Below are 23,064 nucleotides of genomic sequence, written 5' to 3' on the forward strand. Positions count from 1 at the left end.
CTGTGGCACTCGGGCGGCCCGTGGTCTCCCGTCAGGCGCGGCGGGAAAGGGGGCTCAGCGGGCCCAGACGGTGGTGTTCTTGGCGAACCTCAGCGGGAAGACCGGGGCGCGTGCGTCCTTGAGGTACTGGAAGCTCAGCCAGCTGCCGGCCTTGAAGCCCTGGTACTGGGTCTTGTTGCTCTTGGTGAAGGTCAGCGGACCGAAGGGCGTGGGGGTGTTGGTCCTGGCCATTTCGGCCGCGACCTTGTCCTTGTCGGTGCTGCCGGCGCGGTTGATCGCGGCAGCCAGGGTTTTGAGGTTCACGTAGGCCAGCGGCGCGAAGTATTCCTCGGTCACGGTGCCGAACTTCTTGCGGTAGGCGTTGACGAAGGCGCGACTCTGCGCGTTGGGGCTGCTGGGCAGCCACAGGCTCAGGCCCGCGACGTTGTCGGCCAGATTGTTCTTCTCGAAGCCCACGGGCCAGCTCGGCGGTGTGCCGTAGATCAGGCCCACATTCAGGTTCTGCTGCTTGGCCTCGGTGACCAGCGGCAGGGCGTCGGTGTCGTAGCCCACCCAGTACAGGATGTCGGGCTTGGCCGCCTTGGCCTTGCTGACCAGCGGCCCGAAACTGCCGCTGCCGGTCTTGAACTTCTCGGTCATGACCACGTTGAAGCCCGCCTTCTTGAAGCCGGCGACGGTGTCGTTGATGCCGGCGCTGCCGAAGGGACCGTCCTCGTAGGCGATGGCGATGTTGCGCGCCTTCTTGGTCACGCGCAGGTGCTTGAAGTAATCCAGGATGGCTTCGAAGTTGTAATAGGACCAGGGGTGGTAGTGGAAGAAGTACTTGTGGTCCGCGAACGCGTCCTCAACCGGCACTGCCGCGGCCCCGATCCAGGCCATGAAGGTGTTGTACTGCTTGGCCGGACCGCTGATGGCAATGCTGGTGGCGCTGCTGACGCCTCCGGCCATGAAGTCCACCTTCTCGACCGTTACCAGCTTGACGAATTCGGGCACGGCCTTGGCGGGCGCGCTGCCGTCATCGGCAATTTCCAGCTCCAGAGGTTTGCCGAGCACGCCACCGGCCCGGTTGATTTCATCCAGCGCCAGCAGGTAGCCGTTCCGTGCGGCCTGCCCGGTCACACTGCTCCCCCCGCTCAGGGGAAGCAGGACGCCGACCTTCACTGCACCGGCTGTGGAAAGCGCCATCAGAACGCCTGTCAATAGCATCTTTTTCATGTACGTTTCGAGTCTAGAGCGGTGCCGTCACATCCGCGTTACACCCCTGGCCACATTTGCGGGTGTGACCGCGGCGTAACGCAACCCGCCTACGCTGGGACGCAATGCAAGACAAGGGGTTATGGTCAGGGGAAGGACCGCCTGGCGTGTTCGTGCTGAACACGGAGGCGCTCCTGGGCGGCGTGCGCGTACGGGTGCGGCTGGGCGCGCAGTCATGGGGCACGCTGAGCAGCGCACGCGACAACGCGGTGCTGGTGTGCCATTACTACACCGGCACCATGCGCGCCGCCGGGCGCAATCCGGACGGTACACCCGCCTGGTGGGACGCGCTGATCGGCCCCGGCAAGGCCATCGACACGGACCGGTTTTTCGTGGTGTGCATGAATACGCCGTCCAACGCCCAGTGCCTGGACAGCGGTATGGTGACCACCGGACCGGACACCCTGCACCCTGACGGTCGGCTCTGGGGCAGCCGTTTTCCGGCCTGGGACTTCGGCGACCTGCACGCCCTGCAACTGGACCTGATGCACCAGCTGGGCGTCCCGCGCTGGCACGCGGTGGTGGGCCCCAGCCTGGGCGGCATTCAGGCCCTGCACTGGGCGGCACGGACACCGGAACTTGCCCCCCGCGTGGCCGCCGTGGTAACCAGCCCGAAGGCCGGACCGGTGCTGCGCGACGCGTTTGCGCCATTGCTGCGTGACGTAGCGGCCAGCGGTGGCGTGGAGGGGGCGCTGCGCCTGATCTCGTTTTTCGGCCTGGGGGCCGACGGGCTGGAGCGGCAGTTCCGGGAGGCAAACTTCAGCACCTATCTGCGCACCCGCATGGGCACGTGCAGCCTGAGCCATGTGCTGGACCTGAGCCGGCTGGTCGCCACCCACGATCTGAAACAGGTGGTGCCGGAGGAACAGCTGTTCGAGCGCTGGCGACAGACTGGCCTGCAGCTGCTGAGCGTGAACGTCACGGTGGATCAGTTCTTTCCGGTGGCCGAGATGCGCCGCTTTGCCCTGGCGGCCCAGGCCGCCGGAGTCGCGCACACCCACGTGGAGTTCGACTCTCCTTATGGCCACCTGGGCTGTCTGCAGGACACGCGGGAATACGCTCACCACCTGCAGGCTCTCCTCGACACCCCACCACCCGATCTGGTCATGAGCACCCCGCTGAAGAACGCCCATGCCTGACCAGCCCACTGAACATGGGGTTCTGGTCGCCTTACACGGGAATTTCGCGTCCGGTGCCTGGTGGTCCGATCTGATGGCTCACCCGCCCGTGGGTTGGCGGGTCCTGGCACCGGATCTTCCGGGCTTCGCCGGCAGTCCCCATGAGGGAGAACCCAGCATCGCGTCCTACGCGGCGTGGCTGCGCGACTGGCTGTCGGCCTGCCTGCACGCGCAGCAGAAACGTCCGGTGCTGCTGGGACACTCGCTGGGAGGCGCCGTGGCCCTCGAATTTGCCGCGCGGTGGCCGGCAGAGTTGCGGGGTCTGGTCCTGGCAGCGAGCGCCCCTCTGGGTGGGCTGGTTACGCCTGAAGAGAATTATCCGGTCCTGGAGATGATGCGCGGCAATCCAGCCCTGCTGGAGATGAGCCTGGGAGCACTGTTTCCGTCGGGCCGACCTGCGAACTTTGACCGGCTGGTGCACGACGCGGGGCGCATGAACACGGCCCATTACAGTGGGAATGCCCGCGCCCTGGCCGCCTGGAAGATCGATCCCGGCACCCTGGCTGGTCTGCCGGTGCTGGTGCTGGGCGGCGAGCTGGACCGCCTGATCTCTCCTGAAATGGTGCAGACTCAGGCCGCCGCTCTGGGAGGCGCGGCCACCATTGTGGAAGGCCGGGGTCATGGCTTTCCTCAGGAAGACCCGCTGACCTTCCTGCACCACCTGCAACCCTTCCTCGATCACCTGCCTAACGAGCGTTAGGGACTTAAGTTACACTGGAGACCACATGAACAAGGTGTATCCGAGCGCCAGTGAAGCGCTGCAAGACATCGTGCAGGACGGCCAGACCGTTGCCGTGGGTGGCTTTGGCCTGTGCGGGATTCCCGAACAGCTGATTCTCGCCCTGCGTGACAGCGGCAAGCGCGACCTGACCGCCGTCAGCAACAATGCCGGTGTGGACGGCTGGGGGCTGGGTCTGCTGCTCGAAACCCGGCAGATCCGCAAGATGATTTCCAGCTACGTCGGCGAGAACAAGGAATTCGAGCGGCAATACCTGGCTGGCGAACTGGAGCTGGAATTTACCCCGCAGGGCACCCTGGCCGAGCGCATGCGCGCAGGTGGAGCCGGCATCCCGGGTTTCTACACCAAAACCGGTGTGGGCACCGTGGTCGCCGAGGGCAAGGAGCACAAGGACTTCGACGGCGAGACCTTCATCCTCGAGCGCGGCATCCGCGCGGACGTGGCGCTGGTCAAGGCCTGGAAGGCCGACAAGTCGGGAAATCTCGTGTACCGCAAGACGGCCCGCAACTTCAACCCCATGGCCGCGACCTGTGGCCGGATCACCGTGGCCGAGGTCGAGGAAATTGTCGAGGTCGGTCAGCTGGACCCGGACGACATTGACACTCCTGGCATTTTCGTGCAGCGGGTGGTTCTGAACGCCACACCCGAGAAGCGCATCGAGCAGCGCACCGTGCGTCAGGTGGCTGCAGCTGCACCGGCGGGAACCGGCGAGGAGGTCTGAAATGACTGGCCTCGAACTCAGGGGCAGCCCATTCCCGCGCCTGCCGCGCGTCCAGAGGCGGCTCCGGACGCTGCGCAGCTCGTTTTTCTTGACAGGGACTACGCGTCTCTGGAGGTTGTGATGCCCTGGAACCGAGATGAAATGGCGGCCCGCGCCGCGAAAGAATTGCAGGACGGCTACTACGTGAACCTGGGCATCGGCCTGCCCACCCTGGTCGCCAACCACATCCCCGAGGGCGTCAGCGTGATGCTTCAGTCCGAAAACGGACTGCTGGGCATCGGCCCCTTTCCCACCGAGGACGAGGTGGACCCCGACCTGATCAATGCCGGCAAGCAGACGGTGACGGCCCTGCCGGGTGCCAGCTTCTTTTCCAGCGCCGACAGCTTTGCCATGATCCGCGGCGGACACGTCAACCTGGCCATCCTGGGGGCCATGCAGGTCAGTGAAAATGGTGACCTGGCCAACTGGATGATCCCCGGCAAGATGGTCAAGGGCATGGGCGGCGCCATGGATCTGGTGGCCGGCGTGCAGCGCGTGGTGGTGCTGATGGAGCACGTAGCCAGGGGCGACGCACACAAGATTCTCCAGGAGTGCAGCCTGCCTCTGACAGGCAAGGCCGTGGTGGACCGCATCATCACCGATCTGGGTGTGCTGGACGTGACGTCGCAGGGCCTGCAACTCGTGGAACTCGCGCCAGGCGTCACGCTGGATGAACTGCGCACCAAGACCGGAGCCAGCGTCCGGGAGTAAGCCCCGCACTGCAAGGATCAGGCCGGACGGCACGAACGCGTCCGGTCGTTTTTCTTGACATACTGGCTCCCCCAGCATTCGGATCAGCAGTCCTCCAGCCCAGTAAGACGGCTGTGCCGGTCCCTGCGTACAGTGACCCTACGGCTATTCAGACGCCGGGTCCCGAGGTTTCTGTCATGCAAGATGTAGCGCCTTCACAAGAAGACCTGCCGCCCACCGGTGCGGCGGAGTGCCAGGTAGACGACCTGCTGTCGCGGGCCGAGCACGCGCGGCAGACCTCTCCTCAGCAGGCCCTGACGCTCGCGCAGCAAGCCATGGCGCATCGCTGCCCGACTACAGGCCACGGTCCGGGCCAGCGACACCGTGGCGCGGCTGGGCGGCGACGAATTCACGCTGGTCGAACGGCTGCGCGGGCCACAGGACGCACTGACCATCGCCTCCCAGCTGCTCAGGGCCATCGAAATGCCCGTGCTGCTGGCCGGCCGGGAGGTCTCGGTCAGTGCGTCTGTGGGAGTCAGCCTCTATCCGCAGCATGGCGCTGACGGTGCCACACTGCAAAAGCAGGCAGACACCGCCATGTACGAGGCCAAGCACGGGGGCAAACGTGCGGTGCGTCTCTGGGGCCCCGGACCTGAACCGGGCAACGCCCACGGACGCTGACATGCGCCTCAGTGCGCTCTGATGCTCTGCACGGTGTACTGCACGCGGCCAGCCTCAAGCTCGACGTCGAAGGTCTCGCCCTCACGCCGCCCCAGCAGGGCCTGGCCCACAGGGCTATCGTCGCTGACCTGGGTGACTCCCTCGGTCAGGGCGCTGACCTCGACCGCGCTGACCAGCTGAACCTGCAGCTCGCGGCCGTGTTCGGCGTCCTGAAGCGTCACCACGGAACCGACGGCTACCTGATCACGCGGCAGATCGCCTTCCTCGACAATCACGGCGCGTGACAGGACGTCTTCGAGTTCCAGGATGCGTGCCTCAATGGCGGGCAGCTCCTGCTGGAACTGCGCGGCATTCAGGCTGCGGTTTTCCAGATCCATGGCGTCGTCCACGGTGATGGCCATGCTGGTCACCGTTTCTTCGAGGCGCTGGCGTTCTTTTTCCAGGGACTGCTCCAGGCGTTCGTAACCTTCTCGGGTGAGCTGAATTTCGTCGGGCATGTGTGGCTCCTTTGTGGGTGAGGTCGAGAGGCCAAAGTCGGCGGGGAAGCCACGTGGCTGGGCTGACTAAGTGGCTGAGCTGACTAAGTGCCTGGGCCGGCCATCAGCCTGGGAACTCATGATGAGCAGCAGTCCCGGCACATGCATAAGGGAGACCCCAACCTCCCTTCCGGAAGCTTTCATCGGCCCTGCAAGGTCAGCCGGTCTACTTCGGGTGCTCAGCCACGGCGCCTGATCCAGGGGCGCAGCGGCGCCAGGAGGAACAGCATGCCCAAAAAAGCCAATAAAGATTCCGCAAGCGGTAACCCGGCAGCAGCTGACGACCAGGCCCAGGCCTCTGCTGACCGTGATCTGGCAGTTCCTGAGACCGTGGACTTCTCGCTGCCCGAAGACGATCTTCCAGAAAACCAGGACGATCAGTCCAATGCCGACCGGATCAGAGCAGCCCAGGATGACCTTGATGACCTCCCGGTTTCAGGCGATGTGACAGGCGGCAACCACAGCCCAGGAACAGACGCGCTGGCTGGCGCCGGCATTGCCCTGGACGACGGCATCGACCCTTCCATCCGCACCGAGATGCTGGACAATGCGGTCGCCTACCTCGATGACGCGCCGGCCGGCAACGTCAACGACGAGCCCGGCTTCGATGACGGTGTGCCCAACAGCATCTCGGATTTCAGCGTGATCACCCCGGACAACCCCGGAGGCGTCACCCGGCTGGCCGACCCCAGCTTTGACGCGGGCGGGGAAGTGCATGGACCGCGCGTTGGAGGCTCGGGCGCATTCGATGGAGGTCCGCCGCGGACCACGCCTCTTCCCGGTAGCAACGACGACGAGTAACGTAACGTCGAGCGCCAGGGCCCACTGCGGTCCTGGCGTTTTGTTGTCTTCCTCCCAGGAGCTGCCGGACTCCCACGACGCCCGATCGGCCTCCGGCTTCCCTCCCTGGTTTCCCACCCTCGTCCCACCATTCCAAACGAGCGTTTGTTAGACTGTAGTCACAGATGACCCAGCCTGACACCCGCGCTGCGGCGCCCTCCACCCCTGGCTCTGAGGCCTGGACCGACGCCCTGGCGCGCCTGCAGGCGGATCAGGCGCGTGTGCGTATGGGGGGCGGCCCCAAGGCGCAGCAACGCCAGCATGACAAGAACCGCCTGACTGCCCGCGAGCGCATTGCCCGCCTGGTGGACCCGGGCACTCCCTTCGACGAACTGATGACCTTTGCCGGCTACGGCATGTACGAGGACGTCGGCGGCTGCCCCAGCGGCGGCACCGTGACCGGCATCGGTGTCATCGCGGGCCGTCCCTGGATGGTCATCGCCAACGACGCCACTGTGAAGGCTGGGGCCTTCTTTCCCATCACGGCCAAGAAGGTGATCCGGGCCCAGACGATCGCCCTGGAAAACCACCTGCCAATCGTATATCTGGTGGACAGTGCCGGCGTGTACCTGCCCATGCAGGACGAGATTTTCCCCGATCAGGACGACTTCGGGCGGGTGTTCTACCTGAATGCCCGCATGAGCGCCAAGGGCATTCCGCAGATCGCCGCAATCATGGGCAACTGCGTGGCCGGGGGAGCCTACCTGCCGGTGATGTGCGACACGCTGATCATGACTGAGGGCTCGGGCCTGTATCTGGCTGGCCCGGCGCTGGTCAAGGCTGCTATCGGACAGGTCGTGGACGGTGAAGATCTGGGCGGCGCGGGCATGCACGCCAGCATCGCCGGCACCGTGGACTACAAGGAACCCGACGACGACGCGGCGCTGGCCCGCATCCGCGCTCTGGCTGACCTGTACGCGCAGGGAGAAGTGGCCCCCTGGGCCCGCCGGCGCTCTGAGGTGCGAGGCGCCCCCGCCCGCGACCTGACCGACCTCGTGGGCTTTGACGGCAGCAAGACCTACGACGTGCGCGAGCTGATCACCTCTATTGTCGACGCGGGCGAGTTCCACGAGTTCAAGGCCGAGTACGGCGAGACGCTGGTGTGCGGCTTCGCGCGGGTCGGGGGGTATCCGGTGGCCTTTGTGGCCAACCAGCGCACCGTGATCAAGAAGAAGCTCAAGGCCGGAGGCGAGCCAGGGCTGCGCACCCGCATCGAGGTCGGCGGCGTGATTTACGGTGACAGCGCTGACAAGGCCGCGCGTTTCATCCTCGATGCCAATCAGGCCGGGGTGCCGCTGGTGTTCCTGTCGGACGTGACCGGCTTCATGGTCGGCCGCGACAGCGAGCAGGAAGGCATCATCCGGCGCGGCGCCAAGCTGGTAAATGCCGTGAGCAACAGCGTGGTCCCCAAGATCACCATCATAACCGGCGGCTCCTTTGGGGCTGGCAACTACGCCATGAACGGCAAGGCCTACGGTCCCCGTTTCCTGTTTGCCTGGCCCAGTGCCAAGTACGCCGTCATGAGCGGCAATGCGGCGGCCAAGACCCTGCTCGACATTCAGCTCGCGGCCCTCAAGCGCAGCGGTCACGAGCCGGACGACGAGGAGTTGCAGCGCCTGTATGACGAGGTCAAGGCCAAGTACGACACCGAACTCGACCCCCGCTACGCCGCCGCCCGCCTGTGGGTGGACGAGATCATCGAGCCTAATGACACCCGTGAGCGCCTGATCCGCGCCCTGGAAGCCTGCGCCCAGAACCCCGAGCAGGAAGCCCTGCGCGTGGGCGTTTTCCAGGTCTGACCACTCCCCTGCCCCATCACCCCATCTCCCGGAGGATTCCCCATGACCAGCACGCTTGACCGTCCAAACAGCACCTTCGTCAGCCCCATGAACGACGACCAGCGCACCATCATCGGCGCCCTGAAAAGCTTCCTGAAGAACAAGGTGGAGCCCGGCGCCGCAGAGCGCGACCAGACCAGCGAGTTCCCGTCCGAGATCGTGCGCGAACTCGGCGAGATGGGCATCATGGGCGCCCAGACCCCCGAGCAGTACGGCGGCACCGGGCTCGACACCGCCACCTTCGCCATGATTATCGAGGAAATTGCGGCGGTTGACGGCAGCCTGTGCCTGACGGTCGCCTCGCACAACAGCCTGTGCCAGGGCCACATCCTGATCGGCGGCACCGAGGCCCAGAAGGCCAAGTTCCTGCCTGATCTGGCCAGCGCGAAAAAACTCGGCGCCTGGGGCCTGACCGAGCCCGGCAGCGGCTCGGACAGCGGTGGCATGCAGTCGCGCGCCGTGGAGCAGCCCGACGGCAGCTGGATTCTGAACGGCTCCAAGAACTTCATCACCCAGGGCAGCGTGGGCGGGACCTACGTGGTGCTGGCACGCACCGACGCCGCGCGCGAAGGCAAGGGCAAGAATGACGGCATCAGCGCCTTCGTGTTCAACCGCGACGAGGTGCAGGGCTTCTCGATCGGCCGGAAGGAAGACAAGCTGGGCCTGCGCAGCAGCGACACCGCGCAGCTGATCTTCGAGGACATTCACCTTCCCGCAGACGCGCTGCTGGGCGAGCGCGGCAACGCCTTCAAGGACGTCATGAAGGTGCTTGACGGCGGCCGCGTGGGCATCGCCGCCATGGGACTGGGACTGGGACGCGCCGCGTTCGAGTACGCCGCGAAGTACACCATGACCCGCGAGCAGTTCGGCAAGCCCATTGGCCACAACCAGAACCTGGCCTTCCGCCTGGCCGACATGGACACCAAGCTGGAAGCCGCCCGCCTGCTGATCCGCAAGGCCGCCGATCTGAAAGATGCCGGCCAGAACTTCACGGTGCCGGTGGCCCGCGCCAAACTGTTTGCCACCACAGTGGGCGTCGAGGCCTGCGATGAAGCCATTCAGATGCTCGGCGGCTACGGCTATATCAAGGAGTACCCGGTGGAGCGCTTCTGGCGCGACAACCGCCTGACCCGCATCGGGGAGGGGACCGACGAGGTGCAGCGTCTGGTAATCAGTCGCGACGTGCTCAAGCGCTTCGCCGACTGAAAATACAAGTTGATCCATAGGCGTGCCCGCGGGCACGCCTTTTCCCGTTCTGGTGCCCTGTCTCCCCCAGCGGGTGACACCCCAGCGCCCCCTGTGGTGGCTGTAGCATGCCGCTCAGATGTCCCTGAACTGGCGTGACCTGACTTCGAGCCGCCGCGCCCGCTGGCCCACCGTGCAGGGTGCTGTGGCCCGGCCGCGCCTGCGGGCCCTGCTGGTCCAAGCGCGTGTGCTGATGGTGGTCGCTCCGGCAGGCTTCGGGAAAACCACTGCGCTGGCAGCCGGTGCACCTGGCCTGGGAGGACCCGGCGCCTGGTTGACCCTGGACGCCGACGACGCCGATCCCCAGGTGCTGGCCGGCGGCCTGGCCCTGGCGGTGGAGGGCCTCCCGGGAGGCGCGGCGGCCGCTGCCCTGCTGGATGCCGGAGCGTCGCCACGGCGGGTGGCCGCCCGCGTGGCCGACGTGCTGGATGCCAGCGGGGCCCTGCTGGTCCTGGACGAGGCGCAGCACCTGACCGGTCCTCTGACGGGCGACGTGCTGCGCGAGCTGGTCTCCGGCGGGGCAGGCCGGGTGGCGCTGCTCTCACGGGTGCCGCTGACGCTGCCGGACCTGACCCGGCTGGAAGCCCAGGGCGACGTCCAGCATCTGTCAGCCACGGATCTGGCCTTTACTGCTGACGAAGTCGGGGAACTGCTGGGTGCGCTGAATGTGCCGGCAACAGGCGCAGACGTCCGGCTGGCCCACAGCGTGACCGAAGGCTGGCCGATTGCCGTGCGCTTTCTGGCCCAGGCTGCCGCCCAGGGCCGCGTCCACCTGCGTCAGCTGGCCGATCTGGACGGTGGCGAGGCGCAGCTGGGTACCCTGTTCACCTATCTTGCTCAGGAGGTGATGGGACCGCTGGACCCAGCGCTGCGGATTTTGCTCACGCGCTCGAGCGTCTTTGATGAGCTGACACCGGAACTGCTGGAAGCGGTGCTGGACCAGCCGCAGGCCCGCGAGCTGCTGGACGCGCTGGCTCGGAGCGGCATCTTCCTGACTCGGGTCGGCGAGGAGGGCTACCGGGCTCATCCTTTGCTGCGGGCCCACCTGCGCGCTGGCCTGCCTGCCGCAGAGGTCAGAGCCGTGGCAGCCAGAGGCGCAGCCTATTTCGAGTCCACGGGACGGCCACGCCGGGCCATGGCGGCGCATCTGCTGGCCGGAAACGCCGAGCGGGCTGCGCAGCTGCTCTCGGCCCACGGCCGGCTGTGGCTGCGTCTGGGCCGGGTCACCCTGGTCGAACGCAGCCTGGGACGGCTGCCGAAAACGGCCTGGACCCCGGACCTGCATGCCCTGGCCGGAGACGCCCTGCGGCTTTCGTCGCGCTACGGCGAGGCGCTGGCCGCCTATGCCCAGGCCGCGCCGCTCGAACGTGCCCTGGGCGAGGTGCAGGTGGCCCTGGACACGGTTCAGCCGGAACTGGCCTGGGAGGCACTGGACACCGCCGAGCGGCTTTCGCCTCCGGAACTTTGGGACACGGTCCGGCGCCTGCGCGCCGAGAACCTGCTGAACGTGGGCCAGCTGACCGAGGCAGTGAAGCTCTCGCCGTCCCTGGCCGGCGGAGCCCGGTATGCGCTGCGCTCCGGCGATATCTCTGGCGCCCTGACCCTGGCGCTGGAGGCCGCCCGGGGCGAGGCTGGAGGTGCCCGGGCTGCTCAGAACCACCGCGAGGGTCTGCTGCTGGCCAGCTTTCTGCACGCCCTGATGGGTGAGCCGGATCCGGCCGTCCGCCGCGCCAGGGAGGGTCTGGCCGAAGGCACGCGCCTGGAAAGCCCGTTCGTGCAGGCGCTGGCCTGGGCACGACTTGGACACGCGCAGGTGGCAGCCGGCCAGACCGAGCAGGCCCGTCAGGCCTACGAGGAGGCCCGCACCCTGGCACGTGGCGTGGCCGGGCGCCTTCAGGTCGAGCCCCTGATGGGACTGAGCTATCTGGCCGGACTGGCCGGAGACGTGACCCGGGCCGCGTCCCTGCGCGCCGAAGCGGTGCTTCCCACGGCTGGAGACCGTTACATGCAGGGGCTGCTGTATCTCACGTCTGCCCTGGGTGTTCTGCATGCTGGCCGGACCGATGCCGTGGAGCTGGAGGAGGCGCGTGCGGCCTTCATGACCTGTGGGGACCGCTTTGGACTGGCCGCGGTGGCGCTGGCCGCGTTCGCCGCCGGCCAGGGGGAAGCGGGGGCAGCAGCCCACGCGGCCGCGCAGTTTCCCCTGCTGCTGGGACGGCGCACGTTGCTCTCGCCGTATCCCGACCGTGCCCGGCGCGCCGCTCTGCTGGCCCGGCTGGCTGCTGCCGTGCCGGACACCATGGGTGCACTGCGCGGTGCGGCCCGTGACCTGGGTTACGCGGACGTGCCCTTCCCTGCCGAGGCGCCGGGTTTCGAGGTGCGTGTGCAGGTGCTTGAGCGGCTGGCCGTCACGCGCAGCGACGATCCCAGACCGCGCGACTGGGGCCGCGCCAAGGCCCGTGACCTGCTGGCGCTGCTGTCGGTTCACGAGGAAGGACTGGCCCGTGACTCCGCGCAGGAAGCGCTGTTTCCGGAAGCGGACCCTGGTGTGGGTGAGCGCAACTTCCGCGTGACCTTGCACGCCCTGGGACAGGTGCTGGAAGAGGGTGCACCCAGCGGCGCATTCCTGGAGCGCGGCGAGTGGCTGCGGCTGCGGAAGGGTCCAGACCTGCACATCGATCTGCACGCGGCCCGGGCGCTGCTGTCCCAGCCCACAGGCACCCCTGGACGGCTTGAAGCGCTGATCTGGCTGCCCGGTCAGTTGGCCGATACTGAACTGGCAACCGTCCAGCAGGAGGCCGAACGCTACGCGGCCCGGCTGCCCGAAGCCCTTGGTGCCGAGGCCACGCACGCCCTAGAGCAGGGTCAGCCGGACCGTGCAGCCAGGGCTGCGGAGCGGGCCCTGAACCTGGACCCTGCCCATGAACCGGCGGCCCGGGTGCTGATGCGCGTGTGCCACCTGCGGGGCGGCGCCTCAGCACTCCAGCGCGTATACGGCAACCTCCGCACCGCCCTGTCCGAGCTGGGCCTCGAACCCCTGCCGGAGACTGCCGCGCTGTACCGCGCGCTGGGCGGCACCCCGTGACGGCCGCGTAACCGGCCTGTCACGCCCCGCTTCTAGACTCTGCCCATGACATCTGGAGGACGGGCATCACAAGAGGACAGAACCGCGCTGGTGACTGGCGGAACAAGTGGGATCGGACTGGCCATCGCACGGCGATTTCAGCAGGACGGCATGCGGGTGGCCGTGCTGGACCTCGACCGTCCGCATGCCCGTGAAGTGGCCGATACGCATGGGCTGATTTATATCGCCGCAGACCTGACCCGCCGGGAGGAATGCCGCCGCGCTATCACCGACACCGTAGAGGCCCTGGGAGGTCTGGACGTCCTGGTGAACAACGCCGGCTTTCAGCACATCGACCCGGTGGCCGACTTTCCCGAGGACACCTGGGACGCCATGATTCATGTGATGCTGACGGCGCCCTTTCTGCTGTCCAAGTACGCATGGCCGTACCTGACCCGCAGCGGACACGGCCGCATCATCAATGTGGCCAGCATTCACGGGCACGTGGCCAGTCCGTTCAAAAGTGCCTATATCAGCGCCAAACACGGCGTCATCGGATTTACCCGCACGGCGGCCCTGGAAGCCGGCGAGCAGGGGCTGACAGTCAATGCCATCTGCCCGGGCTATGTGCGCACTCCCCTTGTCGAGGGCCAGATCGCCGACCAGGCCCGCACCCGCGGCATCACACCTCAGGAAGTGGAGCAGAAGGTGATGCTGGAACCTGCCGCCATCAAGCGCCTGCTCGACCCCGAGGACGTGGCTGCACTGGCAAGTTACGTCGCCAGTCCCGCCGCCTGGGGCATGACCGGAGCGGTACTGGACCTGGACCTGGGCTGGACCGCCCGCTGATATCAGAACGCATTCTGGGAGCCTCTCTCCTGCGCGCGACAGGAGAGAAGCTCCCAAGAGCCTTTTCTCAGCGGGGCTGACTGCTCAGCACGATCACGTAAGCCGTGCCGCGTGCCCCCTGGATGATGCTGGCCCCCGCGTGGGTGTAGCGGCCTTCAGTCATCCAGTAGCAGTGCACCGGGCTGCTGAGCCACCACTGCATCGCTGCTTCGGGGTTGACACCGCGGCCCATGAAGATAATCTCCGTCACACTCACGGCATTCACACCGGTACTGGCGGCGCGAATTTTGGGCGTGCTGCCGCCGGGCCCGGTGTGCGAGATGCTGCCGGTGCTCCCCATGTGCAGGGCCTGAAGTTGCGCGGCCCGTGCATGCTGGTTGGTTTGCACCAGGCTGCCCGCCACCGGGCGCCGGCCGTTGCCCGGACAGTTGACGCCCTGTGCGCGGACCTCGTTGAGACGAGAAATCAGCGTGGCCTCGGCAGCAGACTGCGCCTGCACGGCAGAAGACAGCAGCATGGCCCCAGCCATGACAGCACCCAGTACTCCGCGAAGTTTCATGTGCTGTTCATGCTAGCTCAACAGAGCTTTCAGAAATATGAAAAATCGGACGCCCGGCCACAATCGCCGGGCGCCCTGGATGAATGGCTTCAGCTTTCGAGCAGACCGCTGCGGCGCAGCAGGGCGTCCGCATCGGGATCACGGCCCATGAAGTCACGGTACAGCTGGGCAGGGTCATCACTGTTGCCGCGCGACAGGATGGTGTCTACGTAGGTGCGCCCCGTCTCGCGATTGAAAATACCTTCCCTGGCAAAGCGGCTGAAGGCGTCGGCGTCGAGGACCTCGGCCCACTTGTAGCTGTAGTAGCCGGCACCATACCCAACCGGGCTGCTGAACAGATGCCCGAACTGCGCGACCTGGGCGTAGTTCTCCGGCAGCGGGTGGGCCGTGAAGGTCCCCATGATTTCCCGGGCCACCGTGATGGGGTCAGCCTCGCTGTTCGGATCGTACTCGACATGCAGGCTCAGGTCGGTCAGGCCGAAGGAGTACTGACGCATGGCGGTGTTCGCGGCGCGGTAGTTCTGCGCAGCACGCAGGCGGTCATACAGATCCTGCGGCAGCTTCTCGCCGGTCTGGTAGTGCGCCGCGAACAGGTCCAGCGCCTCGCGCTCCATGACCCAGTTCTCCATGATCTGGCTGGGCAGTTCCACGAAATCCCAGGGCACCTGGGTGCCACTCAGGCTGCGCACCGGCACGCGGCTCATGGCGTGGTGCAGCAGGTGACCGAACTCGTGGAACACGGTCTCCACCTCGCGCACCGACAGTAGGCTGGGGGTGTCGCCGCTGGGGGCCGTCATGTTGCCGCACATCAGGCCCAGGTGGGGTTCCACACCGTTCTCACGGGGACCGCCGGTGACGAAGGCGTTCATCCAGGCGCCGGCGCGCTTGCTGTCACGCGGGAACCAGTCGGTGTAGAAGCTGGCGATGTGTACGCCCGCCTCATCATGAATGTCGTAGTACTGCACTTCGGGGTGCCAGCCAGGTGCCTGAGTCTCGGTCACGGTAATACCGAAGACCCGGTTGCAGATCTCGAACAGGCCCGAGAGCACGCGCGGCATAGGGAAGTACGGGCGCAGCGCTTCCTCGTCGAAGTCGAACTTCTCCTGGCGCTGCTTTTCGGCCCAGTAGGCGCCGTCCCAAGGCTGCAGGTCAGGAGCGTCCGCCCCGGCGTGGGCGCGGTAGTAGGCTTCCAGTTCGGCGTTCTCGCGCTCGTAGGCAGGACGGGTACGGGCGTCGAGGTCCCGCTCGAACTTCAGGGCGTTCTCGCCGCTGCCGGCCATCCGGTCCTCCAGCACGTAGTCGGCAAAGTTGCGGAAGCCCAGCAGCTCGGCCTGCTCGCGGCGCAGCTGCAGAATTTCGCGGACCAGGGGGCGGTTGTCACGCCCCTCCTGCTGGCCGACCATCAGCTGGGCTTCCCACAGCTCCCGTCGCAGCTCACGGTCGTCCGCATAGGTCAGCACTGGGGTAATCACCGGCTGGTGCAGGGTCAGGCGGTGGCCGTCCTTGCCCTTGCTCTCGGCGTCACGCCGGGTGGCGTCCAGAACACGCTGTGGCACGCCGGCCAGGCGCTCGGACGGCACGTACAGTTCATATGCGGTTGTGGCGTCCAGAACGTTTTTGGAGAAGGTGTTGGTGACCTGCGCCAGCCGGGTATTGACCTCCAGCAGCCGGGTCTTCTTGTCTTCGGGCAGGTCAGCACCCTGACGCCGGAATTCATCGATGGTCAGCTTCAGGTGGCGCGCCTGCACGGGGTCCAGCGTCTGGACGTGCTCGGAGTCGGCGAAGGTCTTCAACGCCTGCCACAGGCCAGGATGCAGGCTCAGCTGGGTGTAGAACTCGCTGGTCTTGGGAATAATGGCCTCAACAGCCGCCTTCCACTCGTCGCTGCTCATCACGCTGTTGAGGTGCCGCACGATGGTGTTGACGGTGTCAAGCTGCTCCGTCAGCGTGTCGAGGTCCAGCATGAAGTTCTCGAACCCGCGCTCCTGGGCCCCTGCCAAGGCTTCGAGCTTCTCAGAGGTCACTGCCAGCAGCGTGTCCACCGCCCCCTCGGCGTGCTCAGGACGGATCTGGTCGAAAGGAATGCGGAAACCCACGTTAAGCAGCGGGTTGCCACCCGGCACAGTTGAATTCGTCATCCCTGCGAGTATAGGCGCGTTGGCACAGGCCTTCCTAAGCCGCTTGGCGCATTTCGCAAGCCACCACCATGTGCTTTCCTGCGCCATGCAAGTGCTGCCTTTCGCTGATCTTGCCGGCATCACGTTTCTGGAAGCCACGCCCGCCGACCTGCCACATGTCGCAGCATTTCTGAGCCGCGCCCATCCAGACTCCCCCGTGGTGACAGCTGATCTGGAACGCGCCGACAGCTTCCGCCTGTCTGGTGAGGCGTTCCGGCGCACACTCGCCTACCGTGGAGCGGATCTGGTCGGCCTGGCCGAGGTCAGTGTGCCGCGCTCCGAGAATTACCCCGGCTGGCTGCTGCTGGAGGTCAACGTGATGCCGGACGAGGCAAGGGTTGACCTCCCTGGTACGCTGCTGGCACTGGCCGAAAACTATGCTGTCAGCCAGGGTGGTGCCACGTTCCTGGCCCGGGTCAAGGAGAACTGGCCGGAACGAGAGCTGTTCGAATCGGGCGGCTACACCGAACACGACCGGCTGTGGCCCAGCACACTTGACCTGCGCACGTTGAACTTCGAGGCGTTCGCGGCTGCAGAAGTCCAGGCAGCAGCAACCGGAGTGCGTCTTGTTCCTCTGAGCAGTTTTGGCCCGCTGGATGAGCCCCTGCAGCGCCGCCTGTACGACCTGATCGCCGCGCTGCTGCGGGACGTGCCCAGCACCACTCCAATTAAAATCTGGCCTTTTGAACTCTGGCAGCAGAGGTATGTGCCGACGCTCAAGCATCCGGAAGGACTTTTTCTCGCCGTGGTGCCGGATGGGCAGTGGGTGGGGGTCAGTGAACTGCATATGCCCATCCCGCAGCGGCCGGGCACGCTTCATAACGGCCTGACCGGAGTTCTGCCCGGCTGGCGCGGTCGCCGGCTGGCTCTGGCGCTGAAACTGGCTGCAGCGCGTGCGGCGCTTTCACGGGGGTTTACGCATTCGCGGACCAGCAATCACAGCATTAACCGGCCCATGCTGGCCATTAATGACCGGCTGGGGTTTGTTCGGGAAGCGGCGACGTTGACGTTGAAGAAGGATATTTAGACGGATTTTTTGTTTGATATTTCTGGTTTGCCCCACCCCCCAGCCCCCTACCCCGGAGGGGCAGGGGGTGCTTTCGTTGCACTGGGTAAGGTGGGAGCGGAGGTGGTAGGGATGCTGGGGCCTTCCAGCGTTCCTGCTTCGACGCCATGCTCCGGGATCGCTCTATGGCCCGCGCGCTCCGCGCACGACGGCCCCGGTTGCCATGACGGTACAGGGGCAGGGTGTTCTGGTGCGGCCAACAAGGTTCTACTGAAAAGAAGAGGCAGGGTTTCTCTCTCGTTTTTCCTTCCCACCTTCCCGTTTAAAAAACCAGCAACGGAAGCCGTCGTGCGCGCAGCGCGCGGGCTCTTCCAACGGGCACGAAAGATGGCGTCAAGGCCGGAAACGAAAATGGACTTAGCAACTCTGCGACCTCAGTCAAACCTCTTGCCCAGTGCAACGAAAGCACCCCCTGCCCCTCCGGGGTAGGGGGCCGGGGGGCGGGGCAGAACCAAACGAAACAACTTCCCCTACCCCCGCAAGTTCTCCAGCAACATCGCGTCCCCCAGCGAATAAAACCGGTACCCCCCGGAAAGCGCCGCATCATACGCCGCCCTGATCCGCTCCTCTCCCGCAAACGCCGCCACCAGCAGCAGCAGCGTGCTTCCCGGCAAATGCAGGTTGGTAATCAGAAGGTCCGGAACGTTGACCGGCGTTCCCGGAGTGATGAAGATCCGGGTGTCTCCCTCGCCGGCGCGCACGGCGCTGCCGTCCCAGGCACTTTCCAGGGTACGCACAGTGGTCGTGCCCACTGCAATCACACGGCGCCCTTCCTGACGGGCCCGGTTGATGGTGCTGGCCGCTTCGGCACTTACCACATACCGCTCGGCATGCATTACATGGTCGGCCACCGACCCGGTGATGGGTTTAAAGGTACCGGCCCCCACGTGCAGGATCACGCTGACCCGCTCGATGCCCCGCGCCTCCAGACGGGAGAGCAGTTCAGGCGTGAAGTGCAGTCCGGCGGTCGGGGCCGCGACGCTGCCGGGTTCCCGCGCGTACACGGTCTGGTACCGCTCGCGCCAGACCTCATCGCTGCTGCCGGCGTCGATGTAGGGCGGAAGCGGCAGCCGCCCGATGTCGTCCAGGTGCGGCTTGATGTCGTACCCGAAGCGCAGGAGGCGGGCGCCGTCTTCCAGCTGACCGACCACCTCAGCGTGGTGCTCGCCCATCCATAAGTCCTTGCCGGCCCGGCGGGCGGGTTTCAGGTACGCGCTCCAGACGTGCTGCCCCAGGTCCGGAGTTTCTTCCTCGCGCAGCAGCAGCACCTCAACCTGGCCGCCGCCGAGGCCACCCACCAGCGGTTTGCGGGCCATCACGCGCGCAGGAATGACCCGTGATTCGTTGAAGACGAGCAGGTCGCCGCTTCTCAAAAGCTCCGGCAGCTCATTGAAAATATGGTGCGACAGCGTCTGCCCCACCAGCATCAGGTGGGAGCTGTCGCGGGGTTCTGCACCGGTCTGCGCGATCCGGTCCTCGGGCAGATCGAAGTTCAGCCGTGCCAGGGCCGCGTCGGCTGAATCAGGCGTCATCGCCGCCCTGTTTCGGGGGATTGGGGACAGGTTTGACGCGGGCAGGCATCAGCGCACCGTCCAGATCCGGCAGATGCATGAAACGGTCGGCGGCGTCGATCAGCTTCTGGGCGGTGTGCTCGCGGAAGGCAATGACTTCCACGCGCTTGCCACGCTCCTGCAGCACTTCCACGATGTCGGTGTAATCGCCGTCGCCGCTCCCCAGCACCACCACGTCAAGATGGTCCATCAGGCGCACCATATCCGCCACGATGCCCATGTCCCAGTTGCCTTCGTAGATGGCCTTGCCGCCGTCGGTGACGTGGTGCAGGGTCAGGTTCATGCGCCGCACCTTGTAACCCAGCGCCGAAAGCTTGTAGATAAACGGGCGCGCGGTGGCCTCTCCCTCGCGCTCCACGGTGTAGCTGATGGCGTGCACCAGTTCACGGCCCTCGGTGGCGACATTCAGGATCGTCTCGAAGTTGACGGTGCGTTCCAGCAGGTCGCGGGCGGAATGGTAGAGGTTCTGCGTGTCTACAAAAAGACCCACGCGCGGGCGGTGGACAACATATTGCATTGAGGTTCTCCTGTTGGGCTGAGCCGAAAGTGAAAAGGGACAAAGTGGTGACGGACAAAAAGAGACAGGGGCAATGAGCACCGTTGATGGGCACCGTGCCCAGCCATGAGGACGGGCGAACCCCAGCCTGCGTCACCAAGTGTACGGCCGGGCCAGCCAGGATCAAGGGCTGAGCGACCGGGCTCCTTTGCGGGCAGGTGACTCAAACAACCCGCCCAGCCGCCTGGGTGAGGCGCGCTACCCTGGTCGGCATGACCAGTGACGCCCTGACCCAGGCCCGCGCCGCATACGACGCCTTCAAGGCCCGTGGCCTGAAGCTCAACATGCAGCGTGGCCAGCCCAGCGACGCGGACTTCGACCTCAGCAATGGCCTGCTGACCGCGCTGGGTGAAATGGACACGCACATGGACGGCCTGGACCTGCGCAACTATCCGGGAGGCGTCGCCGGGCTGCCCAGCGCCCGAGCACTGTTCGCGCAGTACCTGGATGTGAAGGCCGAGAACGTCATCGTGTGGAATAACAGCAGCCTGGAGCTGCAGGGAATGGTGCTGACCTTTGCCCTGCTGCACGGCGTGCGTGGCAGTGACCGGCCCTGGGCGCGCCTGGAAGGCGCAGTGAAGCCGAAGATGATCGTGACCCTGCCCGGCTACGACCGGCATTTCCTTCTGCTGCAGACGCTGGGCTTTGACCTGCTGACGGTGGACATGCAGCCCGACGGGCCGGATGTGGACGCCATCGAGCGTCTCGCCGCCTCCGATGAATCGGTGAAAGGTGTGCTGTTCGTGCCCACGTACAGCAACCCTGGTGGCGAAAGCATCAGTGCCGACAAGGCCCGGAGGCTGGCCACCGTTCAGGCTGCAGCCGGTGACTTCACGATCTTTGCCGACGACGCCTACCGGGTACATCACCTCTCGGACGACCAGCAGGACACCCCGGTCAACTTTGTGACCCTGAGCCGTGACGCCGGTTTTCCGGACCGCGCGTTCGTGTTCGCCAGCACCAGCAAGGTGACCTTTGCCAGCGGCGGCCTGGGCTTCGTGGCCAGCAGCGAAGATAACATCCGCTGGCTGAGTAAATATCTCAACGCCCAGAGCATCGGCCCCAACAAGCTGGAGCAGGCCCGGCACGTAAAGTTCCTCCAGTCGTACCCAGACGGCCTGGAGGGCCTGATGCGCGACCACGGCCGACTGATCGCCCCAAAATTCAAGGCGGTTGACGATACGCTGAGCACCGAACTGGGGAACAGCGGCGAGTACGCGACCTGGACCTCGCCGCGCGGGGGCTACTTCATCAGCCTGGACACGGCCGCACCGGTCGCGGACCGGGTCGTGGAACTTGCCGAGGCTGCCGGAGTCAGCCTGACGCCCGCCGGGGCCACGTTTCCATCGTGCCAGGACCCGCAAAACCGCAACATCCGGCTGGCCCCGACCCGTCCGCCATTGGATGAGGTGTATACCGCTATGCAGGGGGTGGCGGCATGCATTCGCCTGGCCACCGAGGAGTACCGCGCCGGGAAGCACTAAATCTGCAACCGGTGAAGTCGAAATGTATTACACTGCCGCCCAGTCGATATGCCCACCCGTTATGCAGGTCTCCCCGAGGAACGCGCCGCCCTGGACGCCTATATCAAGCTGTGGCGCGCCGCACACGCCGTGGAAGTCAGCGCCAACCGGCACCTGAGCAATGATGGGCTGACGGTCAGCCAGTTTGGAGTCATGGAAGCGCTGTACCACCTGGGACCGCTCAGCCAGCGGGCGCTGGCCGACAAGATCCTGCGCTCGAGCGGAAACCTCACGATGGTCATCGACAACCTGGAGCGCGACGGTCTGGTCCGCCGTGAACGCGACGAGAGGGACCGCCGGGTCATGAAGGTCTCGCTGACTGCCGAAGGACAGGCCCTGATCGAGCGGGTCCTGCCTCGCCATGTGGAAGGTATCCGGCAGGTCTTCGAGGTGCTGAGCCCTGAGGAGATGGCCCTGCTGACGGCACTGACCCGCAAACTGGGCCTGGCTTCGCAAACGGCGACTCAGCGCCCGGTCGTGCAACGCCGGCGGTCCTGATCAGCCTCCGTTTCCTGCTGGTTTGAATAGGCCTTTTCGTGAGGGTCCGCGCCAGATGCGGGCCAAAGCATGCCAGGGCGGCATGGGCTTGTCATCTCACTGCGCTCCCTACCTCATATCGGCGAGTCAGCCGGAACTTTCGAGATGCGCGTGCCGCTAGGCTGGACCTCCTGCATCATCTGCACACGGTCACCAGTCGCATATGCGTCCTCTGACAATCAACGCACCTGACCGGCCACCACAAACGCATCGGCATTCGGGCCCTCGAACCCCGGGGTATAGGCCCGGATGACCGCGACCACCCGGTTACCCTGCACATCCAGTCGTTCCAGGGCGTAACTGGCGGCACACTGCCGGTCTTCAGGAAGTGCGCGGTCCTGATACAGGAGCTGGCCATTGATCCGCAGGGCCATGCCGGAAGGCCGGCCAGCAACCGGCAGCATGTCCTGATACCTACACCGGGACGGCAGCATAAAGGTGCGGAGTTCCACCGGCACCGGCCGCGACCACAGCCGCGCCTGAACCGTCAGGCTGTGGCCTGCGCCCACCCCCTCAGACCAGACCGGGGCCAGCACCGGGAAGGTCCGGCGGTATACCGGCGTCGAGGTCCGGCCAGGCCACAGCCCCAGGCGCTGAAGCGTCGTCCTGTGCTGCCTGGTCAGGGATACGATGGTCTGGCCCACACCGGCGTGTTCTGAGCGCAACCGGGCACGAAGCACCGTTACCCCGCCCCTTGTCTCCAGCACCTGCAGTTCAGCGGCACTGAAACCACTTCCGTCGAGGCTGCCAGCCGTGAGCACGAGCACGTGAGTGCCCGCCGCATTGAAGGCCACCCGCTGGACTTCGAGCCGGTTTCCCGCCACAGCCGATGACAGCACAAGCAGCGCAAGAAGGGGCAAGAACCACCGCATGGAAGGAGCCGTTACTTGAATTTCACCGTGGCCAGCACTTTGCTGAACAGCGCGCTGGCCTGGGCGTAGCGGGCTGGCGAATCGGTCAGCTGGAACGAATACAGGTTCTTGGCTCCGGTGCCGTACCAGACACGCATCTGCACCTTGCCTTTGGGATGGGACAGCAGATATTCCCGCTCCAGCCCGCCGACTCCGCCGTACTTCACCTGCCGGCTGGCGGTCTGTTTGAGGGTCATTCCTCCGCCCTTGATCCCGCCTTCGAACTTCTGGAATTCCTGCTGGGGAGTGACCGCCATGCCACCCTTGCCCACGAATAGCAGCCGCATCAGGGTGGCCGGGGGCTTCTTGCCCGATACCAGGCTGACTCCACTGGCCCCATCGTCAAATTTCACCCCGAGCCAGCCCTTGGGCAGACTGACGGTAAATGGTAATTTGGCATCTTTGAAGGGCGTCAGCGTCTGGGCACTGGCCGACGCGCTTAGCAGCAGGACAGGAAGAAGGACTCGGCACACTTTCATGGTCTGCAACG

At 65.7% G+C, this 23,064-nt stretch carries 21 protein-coding genes; 13 read left to right on the top strand and 8 right to left on the bottom strand.

Annotated features, from left to right (window positions below; translation table 11 throughout):
- Positions 1-54: 54 nt before the first annotated feature.
- Positions 55-1,215 (bottom strand): ABC transporter substrate-binding protein, encoded by a 1,161-nt coding sequence (locus IEY49_RS03255; RefSeq protein WP_189004516.1) that lies wholly within the window; start codon positions 1,213-1,215, stop codon positions 55-57.
- A 104-nt stretch (positions 1,216-1,319) separates the two neighbouring features.
- Between IEY49_RS03255 and IEY49_RS03260 the strand changes: the two genes are divergently transcribed.
- From IEY49_RS03260 to IEY49_RS03280, 5 genes are all read left to right on the top strand, one after another.
- Positions 1,320-2,393 carry an alpha/beta fold hydrolase gene (locus IEY49_RS03260; protein WP_189004518.1) on the top strand — a complete coding sequence of 358 codons (1,074 nt, stop codon included), beginning with the start codon at positions 1,320-1,322 and terminating at the stop codon, positions 2,391-2,393.
- Positions 2,386-3,132 carry an alpha/beta fold hydrolase gene (locus IEY49_RS03265; RefSeq protein ID WP_189004520.1) on the top strand — a complete coding sequence of 249 codons (747 nt, stop codon included), beginning with the start codon at positions 2,386-2,388 and terminating at the stop codon, positions 3,130-3,132. Before IEY49_RS03260 ends, IEY49_RS03265 begins: the two co-directional genes overlap by 8 nt.
- 25 nt (positions 3,133-3,157) lie before the next feature.
- Positions 3,158-3,892 carry a CoA transferase subunit A gene (locus IEY49_RS03270; RefSeq protein WP_189004522.1) on the top strand — a complete coding sequence of 245 codons (735 nt, stop codon included), beginning with the start codon at positions 3,158-3,160 and terminating at the stop codon, positions 3,890-3,892.
- Positions 3,893-4,012: 120 nt separating this feature from the next.
- Positions 4,013-4,642 carry a CoA transferase subunit B gene (locus tag IEY49_RS03275; protein ID WP_189004524.1) on the top strand — a complete coding sequence of 210 codons (630 nt, stop codon included), beginning with the start codon at positions 4,013-4,015 and terminating at the stop codon, positions 4,640-4,642.
- 321 nt (positions 4,643-4,963) lie between these two features.
- Entirely contained in the window at positions 4,964-5,302 is a 339-nt protein-coding gene (locus IEY49_RS03280; protein ID WP_189004833.1) for a diguanylate cyclase domain-containing protein, read from the top strand.
- 8 nt (positions 5,303-5,310) lie between these two features.
- On the opposite strand, the gene IEY49_RS03285 is transcribed toward IEY49_RS03280, so the two are convergent.
- Positions 5,311-5,799: a GreA/GreB family elongation factor gene (locus IEY49_RS03285; RefSeq protein WP_189004526.1), complete on the bottom strand. Its 489-nt coding sequence runs from the start codon at positions 5,797-5,799 to the stop codon at positions 5,311-5,313.
- Positions 5,800-6,066: 267 nt separating this feature from the next.
- On the opposite strand from IEY49_RS03285, the gene IEY49_RS03290 reads away from it, so the two are divergent.
- The 5 genes from IEY49_RS03290 (at position 6,067) to IEY49_RS03310 (ending at position 13,674) form a co-directional block, all read left to right on the top strand.
- Positions 6,067-6,639: a hypothetical protein gene (locus IEY49_RS03290; RefSeq protein ID WP_189004527.1), complete on the top strand. Its 573-nt coding sequence runs from the start codon at positions 6,067-6,069 to the stop codon at positions 6,637-6,639.
- 164 nt (positions 6,640-6,803) lie between these two features.
- Positions 6,804-8,477, top strand: coding sequence for an acyl-CoA carboxylase subunit beta (locus IEY49_RS03295; protein ID WP_189004528.1), 1,674 nt, complete (start codon positions 6,804-6,806; stop codon positions 8,475-8,477).
- A gap of 42 nt (positions 8,478-8,519) precedes the next feature.
- Positions 8,520-9,722, top strand: a complete 1,203-nt coding sequence (locus tag IEY49_RS03300) for an acyl-CoA dehydrogenase family protein (protein ID WP_189004529.1) — start codon at positions 8,520-8,522, stop codon at positions 9,720-9,722.
- A gap of 118 nt (positions 9,723-9,840) precedes the next feature.
- Positions 9,841-12,846 (top strand): AfsR/SARP family transcriptional regulator, encoded by a 3,006-nt coding sequence (locus IEY49_RS03305; RefSeq protein WP_189004531.1) that lies wholly within the window; start codon positions 9,841-9,843, stop codon positions 12,844-12,846.
- A 45-nt stretch (positions 12,847-12,891) separates the two neighbouring features.
- Entirely contained in the window at positions 12,892-13,674 is a 783-nt protein-coding gene (locus IEY49_RS03310) for a 3-hydroxybutyrate dehydrogenase (protein ID WP_189004533.1), read from the top strand.
- Between the two features lie 67 nt (positions 13,675-13,741).
- Here IEY49_RS03310 and IEY49_RS03315 read toward each other — a convergent pair whose 3' ends face one another.
- Both IEY49_RS03315 and IEY49_RS03320 read right to left on the bottom strand, forming a co-directional pair.
- Positions 13,742-14,233, bottom strand: coding sequence for a CAP domain-containing protein (locus IEY49_RS03315; RefSeq protein WP_189004535.1), 492 nt, complete (start codon positions 14,231-14,233; stop codon positions 13,742-13,744).
- Positions 14,234-14,322: 89 nt separating this feature from the next.
- Positions 14,323-16,371, bottom strand: coding sequence for a M3 family metallopeptidase (locus IEY49_RS03320; RefSeq protein WP_189004537.1), 2,049 nt, complete (start codon positions 16,369-16,371; stop codon positions 14,323-14,325).
- Positions 16,372-16,456: 85 nt separating this feature from the next.
- On the opposite strand from IEY49_RS03320, the gene IEY49_RS03325 reads away from it, so the two are divergent.
- Positions 16,457-17,437: an N-acetyltransferase gene (locus IEY49_RS03325; RefSeq protein WP_229780603.1), complete on the top strand. Its 981-nt coding sequence runs from the start codon at positions 16,457-16,459 to the stop codon at positions 17,435-17,437.
- Between the two features lie 509 nt (positions 17,438-17,946).
- Here the strand turns inward: IEY49_RS03325 and queA are convergent.
- Together queA and IEY49_RS03335 are read right to left on the bottom strand one after the other, a co-directional pair.
- On the bottom strand, positions 17,947-19,008 hold the full coding sequence (gene queA, locus IEY49_RS03330; RefSeq protein WP_189004539.1) for a tRNA preQ1(34) S-adenosylmethionine ribosyltransferase-isomerase QueA: 1,062 nt from the start codon (positions 19,006-19,008) through the stop codon (positions 17,947-17,949).
- A complete protein-coding gene (locus IEY49_RS03335; RefSeq protein WP_189004541.1) occupies positions 18,998-19,564 on the bottom strand; it encodes a LabA-like NYN domain-containing protein in 567 nt (188 codons plus the stop codon). Before IEY49_RS03335 ends, queA begins: the two co-directional genes overlap by 11 nt.
- Positions 19,565-19,815: 251 nt before the next feature.
- Between IEY49_RS03335 and IEY49_RS03340 the strand changes: the two genes are divergently transcribed.
- The gene (locus IEY49_RS03340) at positions 19,816-21,087 is read left to right on the top strand and encodes an aspartate aminotransferase type Ic (RefSeq protein WP_189004542.1); all 1,272 of its coding nucleotides are present in this window, start codon (positions 19,816-19,818) and stop codon (positions 21,085-21,087) included.
- 48 nt (positions 21,088-21,135) lie between these two features.
- Positions 21,136-21,624 (top strand): MarR family winged helix-turn-helix transcriptional regulator, encoded by a 489-nt coding sequence (locus IEY49_RS03345; protein WP_189004544.1) that lies wholly within the window; start codon positions 21,136-21,138, stop codon positions 21,622-21,624.
- Between the two features lie 218 nt (positions 21,625-21,842).
- On the opposite strand, the gene IEY49_RS03350 is transcribed toward IEY49_RS03345, so the two are convergent.
- Positions 21,843-22,523 (bottom strand): DUF2259 domain-containing protein, encoded by a 681-nt coding sequence (locus tag IEY49_RS03350; RefSeq protein ID WP_229780604.1) that lies wholly within the window; start codon positions 22,521-22,523, stop codon positions 21,843-21,845.
- A gap of 23 nt (positions 22,524-22,546) precedes the next feature.
- Entirely contained in the window at positions 22,547-23,053 is a 507-nt protein-coding gene (locus IEY49_RS03355; protein ID WP_189004548.1) for a hypothetical protein, read from the bottom strand.
- Between the last annotated feature and the right edge of the window lie 11 nt (positions 23,054-23,064).

It is taken from the genome of Deinococcus malanensis, assembly GCF_014647655.1.
Taxonomy (GTDB): domain Bacteria; phylum Deinococcota; class Deinococci; order Deinococcales; family Deinococcaceae; genus Deinococcus; species Deinococcus malanensis.